The 16,061-nt window shown below is 40.3% G+C and carries 15 protein-coding genes; 2 read left to right on the top strand and 13 right to left on the bottom strand.

Annotation, left to right across the window (positions count from 1 at the left end; genetic code table 11):
• Nucleotides 1-58: 58 nt before the first annotated feature.
• The 13 genes from QM847_RS07200 to QM847_RS07140 all read right to left on the bottom strand — a co-directional run bounded on the left by QM847_RS07200 (nt 59) and on the right by QM847_RS07140 (nt 13,008).
• Nucleotides 59-994, bottom strand: coding sequence for a conjugal transfer protein (locus QM847_RS07200; RefSeq protein WP_001224320.1), 936 nt, complete (start codon nt 992-994; stop codon nt 59-61).
• Nucleotides 991-1,992, bottom strand: a complete 1,002-nt coding sequence (locus QM847_RS07195) for a lysozyme family protein (protein WP_000769868.1) — start codon at nt 1,990-1,992, stop codon at nt 991-993. The genes QM847_RS07200 and QM847_RS07195 overlap by 4 nt, the downstream gene beginning before the upstream one ends.
• Nucleotides 1,989-4,166, bottom strand: coding sequence for a CD3337/EF1877 family mobilome membrane protein (locus tag QM847_RS07190; protein WP_000804748.1), 2,178 nt, complete (start codon nt 4,164-4,166; stop codon nt 1,989-1,991). Before QM847_RS07190 ends, QM847_RS07195 begins: the two co-directional genes overlap by 4 nt.
• Before the next feature lie 2 nt (nt 4,167-4,168).
• Nucleotides 4,169-6,616: an ATP-binding protein gene (locus QM847_RS07185; RefSeq protein WP_000331160.1), complete on the bottom strand. Its 2,448-nt coding sequence runs from the start codon at nt 6,614-6,616 to the stop codon at nt 4,169-4,171.
• Nucleotides 6,600-6,992 carry a conjugal transfer protein gene (locus QM847_RS07180; RefSeq protein WP_000723888.1) on the bottom strand — a complete coding sequence of 131 codons (393 nt, stop codon included), beginning with the start codon at nt 6,990-6,992 and terminating at the stop codon, nt 6,600-6,602. Before QM847_RS07180 ends, QM847_RS07185 begins: the two co-directional genes overlap by 17 nt.
• 88 nt (nt 6,993-7,080) lie before the next feature.
• Nucleotides 7,081-7,578: an antirestriction protein ArdA gene (locus QM847_RS07175; RefSeq protein WP_000342539.1), complete on the bottom strand. Its 498-nt coding sequence runs from the start codon at nt 7,576-7,578 to the stop codon at nt 7,081-7,083.
• 116 nt (nt 7,579-7,694) lie between these two features.
• A complete protein-coding gene (locus QM847_RS07170) occupies nt 7,695-7,916 on the bottom strand; it encodes a hypothetical protein (protein ID WP_001009056.1) in 222 nt (73 codons plus the stop codon).
• Nucleotides 7,917-7,958: 42 nt separating this feature from the next.
• The gene (gene mobT / locus QM847_RS07165; RefSeq protein WP_000398284.1) at nt 7,959-9,164 is read right to left on the bottom strand and encodes a MobT family relaxase; all 1,206 of its coding nucleotides are present in this window, start codon (nt 9,162-9,164) and stop codon (nt 7,959-7,961) included.
• Nucleotides 9,165-9,186: 22 nt separating this feature from the next.
• On the bottom strand, nt 9,187-9,339 hold the full coding sequence (locus QM847_RS07160; RefSeq protein WP_000879507.1) for a hypothetical protein: 153 nt from the start codon (nt 9,337-9,339) through the stop codon (nt 9,187-9,189).
• 2 nt (nt 9,340-9,341) lie between these two features.
• Nucleotides 9,342-10,727, bottom strand: a complete 1,386-nt coding sequence (locus QM847_RS07155; protein WP_000813488.1) for an FtsK/SpoIIIE domain-containing protein — start codon at nt 10,725-10,727, stop codon at nt 9,342-9,344.
• A gap of 28 nt (nt 10,728-10,755) precedes the next feature.
• Nucleotides 10,756-11,142 (bottom strand): YdcP family protein, encoded by a 387-nt coding sequence (locus QM847_RS07150; RefSeq protein WP_000985015.1) that lies wholly within the window; start codon nt 11,140-11,142, stop codon nt 10,756-10,758.
• A 15-nt stretch (nt 11,143-11,157) separates the two neighbouring features.
• Nucleotides 11,158-11,472 carry a YdcP family protein gene (locus QM847_RS07145; protein WP_000420682.1) on the bottom strand — a complete coding sequence of 105 codons (315 nt, stop codon included), beginning with the start codon at nt 11,470-11,472 and terminating at the stop codon, nt 11,158-11,160.
• 369 nt (nt 11,473-11,841) lie between these two features.
• Nucleotides 11,842-13,008, bottom strand: coding sequence for a CynX/NimT family MFS transporter (locus QM847_RS07140; protein WP_414354741.1), 1,167 nt, complete (start codon nt 13,006-13,008; stop codon nt 11,842-11,844).
• 218 nt (nt 13,009-13,226) lie between these two features.
• Between QM847_RS07140 and QM847_RS07135 the strand changes: the two genes are divergently transcribed.
• Together QM847_RS07135 and QM847_RS07130 are read left to right on the top strand one after the other, a co-directional pair.
• Nucleotides 13,227-14,057 carry a glycosyltransferase gene (locus tag QM847_RS07135; protein WP_414354739.1) on the top strand — a complete coding sequence of 277 codons (831 nt, stop codon included), beginning with the start codon at nt 13,227-13,229 and terminating at the stop codon, nt 14,055-14,057.
• A gap of 77 nt (nt 14,058-14,134) precedes the next feature.
• Complete coding sequence (locus QM847_RS07130) at nt 14,135-15,985, top strand: polysaccharide biosynthesis protein (protein WP_414354737.1); 1,851 nt, start codon at nt 14,135-14,137, stop codon at nt 15,983-15,985.
• Nucleotides 15,986-16,061: the final 76 nt, after the last annotated feature.

Below are 16,061 nucleotides of genomic sequence, written 5' to 3'. Positions count from 1 at the left end.
TTTTTTATCAAAGAGAGTACGTGATTACAAAATAGCTGTAATAATGTACCAATATTTGTTATTCTATAATCTTCCAATTACTCCCGTTCTTTTCAAGTACCAAATCAAATTGAGATACCTGCGTTGCTTTGGTCTGCTGGTCGATATACTCCACTGTCAGCGATACCGTGACTTGATTATCCTTACGATTGTGAATAGGATTTACCAGTTCTTGAAAGATGTACTCTTTTCCGATTGGTTTTAATATCCCGTCATTCACATAGTAGGAAAGTTCACTGGCTGTCGCTGTAGGATAGAGCTTGAAGAACGTCGTTAAAAACTCATTGATTTCATTGGTTGTAATGGAATCAACCGTCCCCTCACTTTCAATGGCTTTTGGTTTATAACTTGATTTCTTAGGTATGTTGGTAATGGTCGGATTCTTAACCAGTACCATATTTCCAGAACCATCTACATAGACACTCACTATATAAGCAGAGTGGACGGTCTTTGTATTTTCTCCCTCTGTAATGAGCTGGTCTACACTGTAGGTTACATTAAACTCATTGTCGCCAGTTGGCTCTACCGTCCATATCTGAAATCCTCTTACAGAAGACGATACAGGAATATCTTTGCGTACTGTATCAACATTGAGAGCTTGAAGTTCATCTGTCAGATAGCCTTTTAGACTTTCCATTCGATTATCAATGGACTTATCGGATTGCTCCCATGAATAGTAGACTTTCGCAAAGTTCTCTACAAAATTTTCTACATGATGAGTATCAACGTATTCCTTTTCTATGATAGTTGTTTCGTGAATAGTATGAGTATCTATAGCTGTAAAGTGCTTGAATATCGCAAAGCTGAAACTAAGCCCTAAAAGTACCCACAAGGCAATCACAACCTTTTTATGAGGATTGACCTTATAGTAGACACGAGGTTTCTTTTCCTTTGGTATCTGTTTTTCTTTATTCTGATTTTTTCTAAATTTCATCATTAAATCTTCCTTTCTCATTGTTTGATTCGTCCTGCTCCCACTAAATGCTGTTGCCAGTAGGGGCTTGTTAAGTCGGCATAACCGATTGGGTCGCCTGCATGAAACATACGGTTATTGCCAAGGTATATCCCAACATGAGTAATATAAGAGCCAGCGTTATAGGTAGAATGAAAGAAAACCAAATCGCCAGCTTGTGCTTCCGATAGTGGGATATGCTGGGTCACATCATATTGCTGTTGTGCGGTTCGTGGTAAGTTAATTCCAGCTTTTCCATACGTCCATTGTGTCAGTCCGCTACAATCAAAAGAAGTAGTCGGGGAAGCTCCACCGTAAACGTATCGCCAGCCCTCATATTTCAGTGCTTCGTCCATGATGGCTTGTACCGTATCATCATCAAACTCTGTTGTGACAAGATACTGCGTTACCAGTTGCACATAAAACATATTGCCATAGTTGTATCGCCAGCCCCCATTGATAGGTATGGCTATGGGATTGGGGTAAGACACTTTTTCGCCACCTGAATACTCTTTTGAGAAACTTTGAGCCAGTTCAAAGGTATATTTATTTCCACGATTAGCCACATACCCTAAGAAACCACCACCATAATTGTAGGACTGGATAACCGATTCTAAATCTACACTGAGCCTTTCGCTACTGGCTAATAATTCACTGAAATACTTCACACCTTGCTTAATGGATTCTTCTGTACTCAATGAATTAGGTGGAAGACCGAGGGATTCCGAGGACTGCATAACATCTTCCGCAGTACCGCCCGATTCCACCTGTATAATCGCAAGAAGTATGTTGACATATTCTTCAACGCCATATTCTTTGGCATATTTTTCTACCATAGGCTTATGAGCCAGCACTTCTGCGGAAACATTCACACCTCCATAATGAATATTGGAAATTCCGCTGTCCTGTTCATCTGAAAATAAAATGGCAACAAACAGAAGCAGTGAGAAGACCATCAAGAATAATCCAGAACCACCAATCACTAAAGTTTTCAACTTCATGGTTTCTTACCGACTTTCTTAATGGTGGCGGTTTTGATTGGTGGTCTACTTCTTGTATTTTGTAGTGGTACTCTTTGAACAGTAGACGGACGTTCTTTTGTGATTGGACGTTGTGAAGTTCTATCTGCTGTAGTGGTTGAAGTTGCTGGCTTTTGAACGGTTTTTTCTTGAACGGTATTGCCTTGGCGTTCCACTTTTGGACTTGAAAAATCGGACTTAACTGCTGGACGCTCTTGTTTGGCTTGTTGAGATTCCTTATATGAAGTCTGAATATTAGACTGTTTTGAGGTCTGTTCATCATGATATTGTTCTTGTCTTGTAGTCGGTCTTTCATGAACAGAAGAAGCAGGCTGTTTTTTCTGTTTGACCTGTTCCATTTCAGAGCGACGCTTCGCAATGGTTTTTCGCCTTTGTTCCTGCTGTTCCTTGCGTCCACTGGCTCTGTCCGCTTTGGTTTGAGAAATACTACTGGTTAAATCACGGACATTCTCTTTTACTTTGGATTTTCCTTGATATACTGCATATCTTGCATTGGTCGGCAAATCTTTAACCTGTTCTTTCAAACCACTAGCAGTGTCTACCATTCTGTCTTTGGTATCAGCTACTGTACCGATGGTTTGACCGATACGTTTTCCAAGTGTTGATTTTTCCTTTCCGTCTGGTCGGGAGTGATCTGCTTGTGTCCTTGCAGAACTCCCCGAACCCGACTGTCCTTTTTTACCTGTAACAATGGCAGACCCAGCCCCTAGAGTAGTCATGGAACGTCCAAGTTTCCGCTGTAGACGGTGCATGTGAGCGTGCATAAGCATACGAGGTTTTCTCATCACACGACTTCCCACACTTTGAGAATCGTTACTCTGTAGAGAAAACATACTCATTAAATCGCCCAGCTTGAAGTAGATTCCTGCAAAGGTCACAATCTGTAGAAAAGCAATCAAAAAGAACGGATAACCAGCCGATAAGGTATAGAGCATGGTTGAAATACTAAATGCTGTCGTAATAATCAATGTGATTCCAGCTCGTGTCAAAATGGTATTAAAGAGCTTTGTTATGGCTCGTTTTGACATACCATCAAATGATGGAATCATGCTTAAAATAAAGCTCACAGGCAGAAACATAGCATAGATGATAAAAAGTACCTGCGAGAAAATCATGATTCCTGTTAATAGGAATACAAATATGGAAATCCCAATATTGAAGACAAATAGGAAGAAGACTGTACCTAAACGGTTAATGGTCTTTGTAATGGTTAGATTGGTATTGCTTCTGTCTTCAATTTCTTCCGCAACAATTTTTTCTCTGTCTTCGCCATTGTTGGAATCTGGGCTGGTGGAGAGCAGGCTTTCCACACGGTCAATACCGATACTTTCAATGTCTGAACTGTTGTATTGAAGCAGTAGCCACGGTTGCTGAACCTGTATGGAAAACAGGCTATCTCTGATTAAGTCCACGCTGTCCTTGCCTTGACTATCGGAATGGGGCATGACAATCTTCGTGCCAAGTGATAAACTGGCATTACTGATGTCTGATGAAAAGTCATTGATTTTTTTAATGTAGTCGGGAGCGTAGGCAATAAAGGAAGCCGATAGGATAAACACCAGCACAAAATTCATAATGGCATGAATTGCCTTTGTGGTTTCTCTCTTTATCAGTCCCGTATAGGCAACATAAACCCCAAGAACCAAAATCAAGAGTAAGAGGAATCCAACATAGAAACCCTCTGTTGAAAATCCGTTTGCACTCACACCAGCTAAGGTCTGCATATTCTTACCAATGGAATCTGCTGTAGCGGAAATGAAGTCTAAGGAATAGGCTTCCTGTACTAAGTAACCTGTCGCATTGGAAACATACAAACTGATTGTCCAAATAAAATTGGTAATGGCATATAGTCCATACATGACCTGTTTTCCAATCCCGTCCGACCAGTTCCACGGAAGCCAGCCCCAGCTATTATCCACATAAAAATCCAGTTGATAGTTTTCAAGTGGGTATCGGCTGTATTCATTTGCCACATTGACCGTATCATCTACCAAGCCCGCAGCTTGAACCACCGTTCCCAGCATGGCTAAAAGAAAAATGGCAATCACAAGTGTGAAAGCCACTGTCATTGCCACTTTACCTAGACGTTTCAGCGTCCAGTTTGATTTTATTCTGTTTACTATTGATGGTTTCACATTTACACCTCTTTTCGCACAGGTGGTCTGGTATCAAAGGCATGGAGCAGTTCTTCAAATACAGGGTGGAACTGTATCACACCGACACGACCATATAAATCACTGATAAGGCATTGCCCGTTTTCCAAATCACGCAATCGCTTCTGATTGTTTTCGTCCTCTGGGTCTACACCAAAAAAGGCTAAGGTCTTTTTAATCTCGTTAAGGTCAGTGGAACGAAATGCAAATTTTAAGCCGAGGTTATTTTTCAGTTTTTCATCTAAGAGGTCGTCTGTATTTTGGGTCACGAAATATACCCCAGCGTTCATAGCACGACCAGCCCGAACCAGCTTCATAGATAGTGTTTTTCCTTGTGCTACCTGTAAAAAGCTCCATGCTTCGTCTAAATCTACAATCTTGAAAATGCTTCGGTCTGTATGGATAAAGTCTAAAGCAAAGGTACTAATGACAATCAGCATAGCAACGGATAAAAGCTCCATAGTGGTATATTCCTCAAAGGAAGTTTCCTTGTCGGGAAGTACCAAGTCCGCAACCTGTATAATGTTCAGTTGTTTTTCTAAGCTGATAGACTGCTCCACATAACCATTACTGAATAATAAATGTGCAAAGTCATAGTCTGTAAAACTTTCGATATGGTCGGCTATACTGGTACTTAGTGGCGTATTCTCAACCCGTAATTCCTCAATCACTTTCATCAACCCTCGTACTTCACTATTGGTTACTGCACGAATGGCTTTTCTAAGGATTGGGAAGCGTTCCCCATCACGAGAGGAAATCCCCGTAAGGAATGTCAGAATATCAATAGCCAGTGATTCAGAATCTTTGGGATTTTTCATAATCACATAAGGGTCAAGTAAGCCTTTGTTTTTCTCATCAGAAGTCAGAGTGACGATATTGATTTCATGGGAAATCTCTGGCAAGGTTTCTTTCCATCTGCCACGTTCTGCTTTTGGGTCTACAATCACTGCTTGTGCCCCATAAAGCACCGCATAATAGACGATAAGGTTATTCGCAAAGGATTTACCACCACCCAGCGAACCAACAAAAGCCGACGCTAACGCATTGGTTACTGAACCCTTAACCCCTTGACTGGCAAGAGCAGGTTTCAGATAGACATTGCGTCCAGTATCTAAGCTGTAGCCAACATAAATCCCCTCATTTTCCCCCAGCATTTGAGTAGCACCAAAACCTAAACCAGCGAGGAAATCAGAGGTCACATATTGAATATAATCATTCATATAACGCTTGCTGGCAGGTAAAAATTCTTCATGTAAGCCGAGCATATCCCCAAATGGTCGTACCAGTTTTACGCTTAAATCGTCATAAAAATCTTTCACTTCATTACAACGACGTTTGAGTTCGTCAAGATCATTTGCTGATACCCTTACCACATAAGACAGCTTGTACATAGATTCCTTGCTTTGGTCTAAATTGGTTTCCAGCTCATTCACACTTTCCAGAGCTTCCGCCACATTGGAGCTGGTTTCATTATCACTTTGCCAAGCGTGGTTATCCAAGTCTTTCAGTTCTTTCTTTTTATTGCGGACAGTAGATAGGGCTTTACGATTCGCTACAATTTCCACATTCATTGACGTATCAATCGGGAATGTAAATTGCTGTTGCTGGTAGTAGAAGATTTCAGAGGACGGGAAGTCCAGTTCTCCGACAATGCTGTTAATGGTAAAGTAAGCTACATAGACGGTTTCATCTTCCTGCTGGATTTTCAAATATCGCTGTTTTTCTTCCACCAAACAGCGAGTAGGCTTAATCAAGTCATAGTATTTAATCAGCGTTTCATTATCCAGCTTTTTCTTTGATAGATGGTACTCATACTCTTCATAGGCAGTGCCTGTCTGTCCGTAAAGGTGTTCAATCAGATAGCCGAAGTCGTCCTTATCTAACCTGCGGATTTTGAAACGACGAGAGATTTTATTTTCTAAGAGCTTTTCCATCTTCTGAAAACGCAGGATTTCATCATTACTCATACTAACAAAATCGCCCATCAGCTTATGGTTCACATCATAGACAAAATCAGACAAAGCATTTTTTGCTTCAACGGTAAGACTTTTCATAGAAAACTCCTGATCGTTGAGAAGCAACTTAAAGCCGATAAAGAAACGGTAGTTCACTTGATTTTCGCCAATCATGGATATTAAAGCGTCTGTCTGTTGGTCGATTTTGTCATAGGCAACCGCTTTGAGCTTGCCAGTGACTTCATTTTTGGAACGCTCTTGTGCAGAACGTATGCTGGATTCTGTACTGATTTGTAAAGCATGAATTTTGCCATCACGATTTTGTGCGATAAGCTGTCTGAAAGAATCATGCACTTGTATTTTCTGTTCTGGACTTAGAAATGAGTAATTGTAAGGAACAAGCTCATAGTAAGCATAACATTCCCCGTCTTTATTCCAGACGAGATTGTTTTCAATGTATTTAATTGGATATGCCATAAAATTCACTCCTAACTGCTGTAATGGCTTCTTGTGGCTGGTTTCTGCCAAGCGTTACTTTTTTTCCTGCATAGGTCAGCTTTGGTCGCAGTGCATAAGCAATGACAGACTTCAAAAATCCATAAGGCTTTTTACCATCAAAAGTTTTTGTAGACATAAACCATGTGAAAGCCACAGGAATCCCAAAGTATTTGAGAAATGCTCCCTCTATCATGGAAAGAGGGGGCAAGTTGCCAAGTATCATCACTGCAAAGAGTGACACGACAAACCATGTCATTTGCGTAAAGGTTATGGGAAACGGAAGTCTAAAATCATTGATAGAATACAGTACCTTTTCCACAGACCAGATACTGGTATAGCTTCGTATTTTCTTCATGTAATCAATCCTTTCATAAAAAATAGGGGTAGCTGATTGAGCCACCCCGTAAAATAGAAAATCTGCCAGTAGTAATGTACCGACAGATTTAATAGACGATTTCAAAAATCCCATGATTGGTTGAGATAAACGTTCCTGAAAGGTCTAAATCCCGACCATAGGCTTGATAATCAATATAGTTTTGAAGACTAGCTGGTACTTCGCCTAAAGCACCCGTTTCTTCAATGTAGTAGCGTGCCACGTCATACATATCATCACAATCGGAATGAATGATAATATCCTCTTGATGTTCGCTTAGTTCTTCAATGCTTGAAAAATGAGTGAGCAGAGCAGATAGCTCCGATTGTAATTCTTCGGGTAATTCCGATACCATTTCCCATAGTCGATTGAGTTCGCCAATGGAAGTGTATTCGTCAACCGTAAAGGGTAACTCGTAGTCATGAATGGCGTATTCCTCATATTCATCATTCAAGCCGATTTTCTCTTTGACTTCCTCAAAGTCAATGGGAAAGGTAAACCACGCACCGACCAATTCGCCCTCATTGTATTTGCCTAAATTCGCAATATAGACTTGCATATCGTCCATATATTCACGTCCTTTCTTTGTAGAGATTCAAAAATCCCTACCGCACTTCGTTTGGTGTACCATTCCTTTGCGGAACATAAGAAAACCACTTATATTCCACAAAAGAACGGTTTTATTTAAGCACCAATAATGCGATTGAATAGCTCTAGTAAAATGTCTTTTACTCCAGCAGCGTTGAAGACTAAGCCAACCGCAATAATCGCAATAATTAAAAAGCCAATCAGTTTGCTAAACTCACGCTTGAAGCCAAGATACAAGCCAATCACAACGATTGCTAAAAGCACCAGTGATTGAGCGTTTGATAGAAACCAGTTATAAAGGTTTTGTCCAAAATTCATAAAAATGTTCTCCTCTCTATATTCAATGAATTTGTATTTGAGTTATTTTTTTGTTGTTATCACGTCCTGTTCTTTTACTGACTGTTGCTTCAAAATCTGCTTGTGTCGGTCTGTCAGTTTCGCATGGTCGAGAATGTCTTTTACAACCTGCGTCTGGTTGATTTCATCAAGTTTAATCGCAACCTTTAAGGTCGGGGCAACTTGATGAGATAGCCAGTTCAGCGTCCTTTGGAAGGAGTAAGGCTCTGGTTTTGTGGTTAGTTTTAATCGTTCACGATTGTTCCCAATAAACCAAGCCCATTCTTCATTCAGTTTCCAATCAGAACGAGGTTTGGAATCGTCTTTATCTACAAAACGGATATACCGATTGATAATTTTAAAGGCGGTATGCTCTGGATTGTCATAGACGAGTAAATCACGGACTGCATAATAGGCACGCTCATTTTTCAATCGAATCTCAAAACGGTTTTTTACTTCTGCGTCTTCAATGGGAATATCATTTTTCTTGTACTGCTCGTAGTCCTTTTCATAGATACAGAAATAAACTTCACTTTGTAATGAACCGATATAGAGGGTGTTTCCCATACATTCCTTTTCCTCTTTGCGTACCAGTTCGCCACTGCGATAGCTTTTAAAACTGCGGAAGACGGAGATACATTCTTCCTGTTGGCACTTTTCAGTGAGTACAGGGATATTCAAAATCCCTGTCTTATCGTTAATGGCAAGGTCAAGGCGTTTCATCACACCGCCAGCCACCAAAACGTCCATAAAGAACTCATACCAGCTTCTTTGTTGTGCCAGAAGATAGCTTTCAAATTGTCTGCACCCACGACCTTTCAATTCCACCAGAACTCCTTTGTCCAGTTCATGGGAGCAAAGGACGAATATGTCGCCTAAAGCATAATGCTCTGAATAAGAATAGAAACCATAGTCCTCATGAAGAAAATAGGACAGTTTCAGTTGTAAGATGTTTTCGACCACCTGCTGTACGTCTGTTGTCGGAAAGCGAATCCTTACATAATCAAACAGCATTTCAAGGGGAGCGTCGGGATTGAAGCGTTCCAGAGCTTCCCAAAGGGACTGCTGTAAATCCTCTGATGGCTTGACTTTTCCTGTTTCAATATCGCTTAGATACTGCCTTGTAATACCAGTCGCAACAGCTAAACGGTTTTGAGATAGTCCATAAGCCAAGCGTTTTTCTTTTAAATGCTGTAACCAAGTTTGTTCATTCAGTAAAAATCCCTCCAATCAAAAAGGCGTATGTCAACTTTTAAAGCCCATTTGACATACGCTGAAATTTTGTAAATCCCTTGTAACCAAAGGATTTTCTAATGTTTTTTTGACTGTTTCCTGTCGATTTGTACCCCCCTGTTAGATACGGGGGGTTAAGTGCTGGCGTGGCTATTGCCACACCAGCCAGCAAGATCAGTCCACACCTGCGACTTCCGCTTCGCACGTCGCCTGCGTGGACTGTCTGCTGTTGGATAACTTTTTAATTTCCTCCAAGAAATCATATCCTTTTGGTACAAGGGGAGTATAAAACTCTGATATGACACTTGTTCCTACATCAACATAGCCACGACCTTTGATTCGCTTTAAGAAGAAATCCTTTTGTACGTCACTGCCAAACATCATGCCATAGCCCATTTCAGACATACGACCTAAAGCCACTCTGAAATTAAACTGATCACGGATTCCGTCGCCTAAATATTTTGCGTCTGGACGTTGACAAGCCAGTATTAGAAAGAAGCCAGCTTGACGACCTAACATGACAATCTGTTTCAGCTTATTCATAACTGCGGTGTTTTCTTTTGTTCCCAGCATTTCCATGAAAGCGACGTATTCATCAAAGATTAAGAAGTGTGCCGGGAGACCTAAGTAAGCATAATTTTTGCCAGTCTTATAGTTCTTCATCTGCTTCATTTCCTCACTACGTTTCATCATTTCTTCATAGAATGTTTCAATGCAAGAAAGCAAGTCTTCTTTTCTATAGTAGACATTTGCCATCACAGAACCTAAGTCCGCAAGGTCAGCATTTTTCGGGTCAAGAATATACAGTTTTGAATCTGTATGAAGCAAGGCTTCAATCAGTGTCAGTATAAAGTAAGTTTTACCGCCACCTGTACCACCAGCAATCAACATATGAGGGAGCTTATCATATTCCCACCATACGTTTTTCATTAAGCGAAGTTTACCATCTTTAGCTTCTACTTCATCAATAGAAATACGACTGGCTATGGTGTCATAGAGCAAAGTATATTCCACATAGGAATCCTTTAACTCTTTATCCGTCAGCTCACAGTACAAGCCACTCTCTAATTTCTTTTCCAAGTGTAAGAGTTGGTCTTGATATTTTCCCAGCGTGATTTCCACCCGTATCTGTATCAAGCCATTTTTAAGTCGATAATACATTTTAGGGAAGTAGGTTATCTTTTCCTTTGTACGACCAGCACTATCTTTAAAGAAACCCTCTGTTTTGACCTGTTCAGATTCATACCACTTGTTTTCAAGTATCATCTTTGCCAGTTTTTGACGGTGGTAAAGTTGTTTAACCGTATCATAGCGAACCCGTTTGAATACAAACGCTACCAGCAAGCAGATAAGAATTGCGACACTGAAACTGATAATTAAATAGGGAATGTCAATCTTATCTGCTTGTGATAGGTTAAAATCCTGCCAGTTGATCTGCTGGATTGTCTTCACATGAAACAGTCCGACAACCAGCAGGAAAACAGGCAGGAGTGACGCTATCGTAAAATGAAAGACTAAATCTTTACCAGATGGGCGAATCCTTTTACCACGCTGTTTCATGCGAAAAAGTCTCCTTTCTACCTAGCGACTATTTGTCTTGTGTCGGTTCTTTCTTTGCTTGTGGTTGAGCTTTGAATGAACTAGAATCCTTTGTCAGCACAATATCGTCTGCCTTGATATACCAGTCAACATCTGCTCCTTGATAGGTGGCAGTAGCAACGGTGTCCGCAATGGGATTGATAAGTTCCACCCGTGCGTTATAATCAAACTCTTTCAAAGGCACGCTGGCAGGAATACTTACTTGAATCATGCGTCCTTGTCCTTTGGATTTTAAGTCATAGGTACGTTCCTTGATTTCATCTGAAACCGACCCGTCTTCATTTTGGATTCTCACTTCACGACGTAGAGCAGAGAATTTCAATTCTCCAAAAGTCGTGTCTTTATCTAATACAATGCCATTTGCTAATCTCATCATTTTTCCTCTCTTTCTTTATTCTTTTATCATGTCGTCAGCATGTAAAAGGTAATTTGTAAAACCACGAGTGCCGATTTTGTAGCCCTCTGCGGTAATACGTGGATTGACTAACTTCACACGTTCCTCAAAGCCGAAATGTTTTTCGCCAGCTTCAGCAGGAAGCACCACCACAATATCATCTGCTCTTTGAACATCAGAATAGAGATTATAGCTTCTTGATAAGACAGTTAGCCGTCCGTTGATTCTTCGCTGAACGACTTTATCCTCGCCAGCAAATTCTAAATTGCCGAATGTTTTTTCCATGTTGGGAATCACAAATTTAAGTTCCATATTTTTACCTATCCTTTCTTTTTTATTGGCTGAATGAATGTTTGATGGTCTTAAAGAGTGGGGAACGACCTTTTGATTCTTGATTTTTTGTTTTCATAAGTTCACTTCCTTTCAAAATCGGGTAAAAAAATAGACACCTCATTTTTTGAAGTGTCTACCTATTAAATATTCAAATTTTATTGGAAGTATCTTTATATCTTCACTTTTCAAGGATAAATCGTCGTATCAAAGCTCATTCATAAGTAGTAAATTAGTAGTAAATTGAGTGGTTTTGACCTTGATAAAGTGTGATAAGTCCAGTTTTTATGCGGATAACTAGATTTTTATGCTATTTTTGAGTAAAAAAATCTTCTAGCAAAAACTAGAAGATTAGAGGATTTTATCCGATCTATCCACCATAAAGAGGGCGACCGTCATGATGATATCAATGACTAGGAGGGTAATAACAGCTGGAATCCAGGAATGGAACATGTCAAAGCTGTAACCAAAGAGGGCTGGGCCGATGGCTGCCAAAATGTAGCCGCCGGTCTGGGCAAGTCCAGACAATTGGGCCGTCTTTTCAGGCGAGCTTGTTTTGATGGAGAAGCAAACCATGAGGTAAGGAAAAAAAGCGCTACAGGCAGTACCAATTAAGAGATGAGCTACTAACCAGTAGAGGAAACTCTTGATTGGGTATAAAAGCATAGCAATTCCAAGCATTCCAGCGAGAGAGACGATTGTTAACATGATTTGACGGTGACGATTGGACAAACGAGTCGTTAAACTTGGAATAGTCATCGAGAAGGGGATACTAGTCAGAGAAAAGATCGAAGCTAAAAGACCGGCATCTGTGTGAGATAAGCCAGCACTGATTGCCATGGTAGGTAACCAGGTCATACTGGTATAGAAGAGTAAGGACTGAAGTCCACCGAATACAATAATAGCCCAAACTTCCTTGTTTTTTAAGATATTCTCTTTCTTTTGTTTTTTCTCACTTCCTTTTAGAAAATGATTGTGACGATGATTGGGGAACCAGACAACTAAAGTTAGTAGGCAGACCAAGGATAAACAGAGGATCAAGCCTTTCCAAGATGTCGCCTGAGTAATGGGGACAGAAAGATAGGAAGCAAGAGCCGTTGTAATCCCCATTGAGGTCACATAGATGGTTGTCAGAAAGCCAATCTTTTGTGGGTGATTGGCCTGAATGGCGCTAGGAAGGAGCACGTTAAAGATCGCAATACTTGCTCCGATGAGTAAAGTCCCTAGATAGAGTAGAGGAAGATTAAAGATACGAATCACTGAACCGATAGTCAATACGATAAGACTATAGGTGAAAAGGTGCTCGAGTCCAATCTTTTGAGCCAAACGAGTCGCAAAAGAGGAGAAGAGGGCAAACATCAAGAGAGGAAGGCTAGTCAAAACCCCAAGGGAACTGACTTCTACTCCCAAACCTTGAGCAATGTCACCTAAAATAGTCGGTAGGGCTGTAAAAGGAGCTCTTAAGACCGCTCCGATTAAGATAATTCCTAGAATAAAAAAGAGTGATCGTTTTTTCATGTGAACCTCAATAAGCTGATTTTGATAACAGCTTATTTTAATTTTTTTTCCTATAGATGTCAAGATAAGGGACAAAAAGCTATACTATGAAAGGATTCAGTTACTCCCAAAAACTAGGTTAGCTTTACTAGTTTTTTTCTGGGATTCAAATAAAAATAGGAAAGTCAGGGAAATTGTGATAAAATAGTGAAAGAAAATCTATAAATTGGAGAAAAACTGTGTCAGAAAATCGGAAATTTAGTGTCTTGATGTCAGTCTACGTAAAAGAAAACCCAGTCTTTTTGGAAGAGGCAGTAGAGAGCATCTTAAACCAGACGCTTAAACCTAGCGAAGTCGTTCTCGTAGAGGATGGTCCACTGACACCTGAACTGTATCAAGTTTTGGAAAAATTGACAGCACAGTCAACGATTCCAATCAAGCGTTGTCCGCTTGAACAAAATCGTGGTCTAGGCTTGGCCCTTCAATATGGTGTTTTACAGTGCCAGTATGATGTCATTGCTCGTATGGATACAGATGATATTGCTGTTAGAGATCGCTTTGAGCAGCAGTTCAATTTGATGGAAGAAGAAAACTTGGATCTGCTAGGTGGTCATATTGCAGAATTTATCGACCGACCTGATGAGATTGTGTCTTACCGCCGTGTGCCGATTAAGCATGAGGATATCATTGCCTACCAACGTATGAGAAGTGCCTTTAACCACATGACTGTTATGTTCAAAAAAGAGATGGTACTCAAGGCTGGTAACTATGAAGATGGTCTTTATATGGAAGACGATCTCCTCTGGCTCAATATGATTAGTGCTGGAGCTCGAACTGGAAATGTGGATCAAATCCTATGTAAGGTGCGCGTGGGAGCGGGAATGTTTGAACGCCGTGGAGGGCTTCGCTATCTCAAGCTCTATCGTCAGGCACGTCAAAGAATGCACGCGCGTGGACAGATTTCCTATGGAGAATATCTGAAAAGTGTCTTAATCCAGGTTGTCGTTGCCCTATGTCCAGGATTTGTGCGACAGTTTATATTTTTAAAACTTCTAAGAAAAAGCAAGTAATTGAAGCCAATTAGATTTTAAAAATTTATCTGAAGATTACTAGAAAATGTGATTTTGCGTAGGAGGATACCATTCACATGAATAAAAAAATGACAGATTATGTAATTGATCTGGTTGAAGTATTAAATAAACAACAAAAACAAGTATTCTGGGGATTTTTTGACATTACCAGTATGGTTTTATCAATCATTGTTTCCTATATCTTGTTCTATGGATTGATTAATCCCACACCAGCAGACTATGTAATTTACACAGCTCTAACCTTCCTTTTCTATCAGATTATGATTGGATTTTGGGGTCTAAATGCAAGTATTAGTCGTTATAGTAAAATTACAGATTTTATGAAGATTTTCTTTGGTGTGACGATTAGTAGTATTTTATCTTACATTATCTGCTATACCTTTCTTCCGCTCTTCTCTGTTCGTTTTATTGTACTCTTTATCTTACTTACAACATTCTTGATTCTACTTCCTCGTATTACTTGGCAGTCGATCTATTCTAGACGTAAGAAGGGGAACGGGGACGGTGAACATCGCCGAACTTTCTTAATTGGTGCAGGAGATGGTGGAGCTCTCTTTATGGATAGTTACCAACATCCTACCAGTGATTTAGAGTTGGTTGGTATTTTGGATGATGACGAAAAGAAAAAAGGCCAGAAACTTGGGAAGATTCCTGTATTAGGTTCTTACAATGAGCTTCCTGAACTAGCTAAACGATACAGGGTTGAAAAAGTAATCGTTGCGATTCCTTCCTTGGATCCATCTGAGTATGAACGCATTTTGCAGATGTGTAACCAGCTTAATATCAAATGTTTCAAGATGCCCAAAGTCGAATCTGTTGTACAGGGCCTTCATCCGTCTATTAGTAGTTTCCAAAAACTGGACCTTGCAGACTTGTTGGGAAGACAGGAGATTCGTTTAGATGAGTCACGTATCGGAGATGAGATACATGGCAAGACGATTTTAGTTACTGGCGCAGGGGGCTCAATCGGTTCAGAAATCTGCCGTCAGGTTAGTCGTTTCAGTCCGGAGCGAGTTGTCTTGCTTGGACATGGAGAAAACTCTATTTATCTGATTTACCATGAATTAATTCGTAAATTCCAGGGAATTGACTTTGTTCCTGTCATTGCCGATATTCAAGATTATGAGCGCTTGCTTCAAGTTTTTGAACAGTACGAACCAGCCATTGTTTACCATGCTGCAGCTCATAAACATGTTCCGATGATGGAGCGCAATCCAAAAGAAGCCTTTAAAAATAACATCCTTGGGACATACAATGTTGCTAGAGCAGTTGACGCCGCACGAGTTCCAAAAATGGTCATGATTTCGACAGATAAGGCCGTTAATCCACCAAACGTAATGGGAGCAACTAAACGTGTGGCTGAGTTGATTGTTACGGGATTTAACCAGCGTAGCCAGTCTACTTATTGTGCGGTGCGTTTCGGGAATGTACTTGGTAGTCGAGGTAGTGTGATTCCTGTCTTTGAACGTCAGATTGCTGAAGGTGGTCCTGTAACGGTGACAGATTTCCGAATGACTCGTTACTTCATGACCATTCCAGAAGCTAGTCGTTTGGTGATTCATGCGGGTGCTTATGCCAAGGATGGGGAAGTCTTTATCCTTGATATGGGTAAACCTGTACGCATTTACGACTTGGCTAAGAAAATGGTTCTACTCAGTGGTCATACTGAAAATGAAATTCCAATCGTAGAAGTAGGGATCCGTCCAGGTGAAAAACTATACGAGGAATTACTTGTCTCAACCGAACTAGTAGACAATCAAGTAATGGACAAAATCTTTGTTGGTAAGGTAAATGTAATGCCTCTTGAAATGATCAATCAAAAGATTGAAGAATTCCGTACTATGCAGGGTTCTGAATTGAAGAGAGCCATTATCAGTTTTGCAAACGAAACAACTCATGCTGACTAAAATAGATAAGATATTATCCGCGACTTCTTTGAGAGAAGAAGCAGATAGTATCTTTTTTTAACTTAGAGTGAGCTTC

Source organism: Streptococcus timonensis (assembly GCF_047463455.1).
Lineage (GTDB): Bacteria > Bacillota > Bacilli > Lactobacillales > Streptococcaceae > Streptococcus > Streptococcus timonensis_B.
Note: the sequence above shows the minus strand (reverse complement) of the source record. Positions and strands in the feature narration are given on the sequence as shown.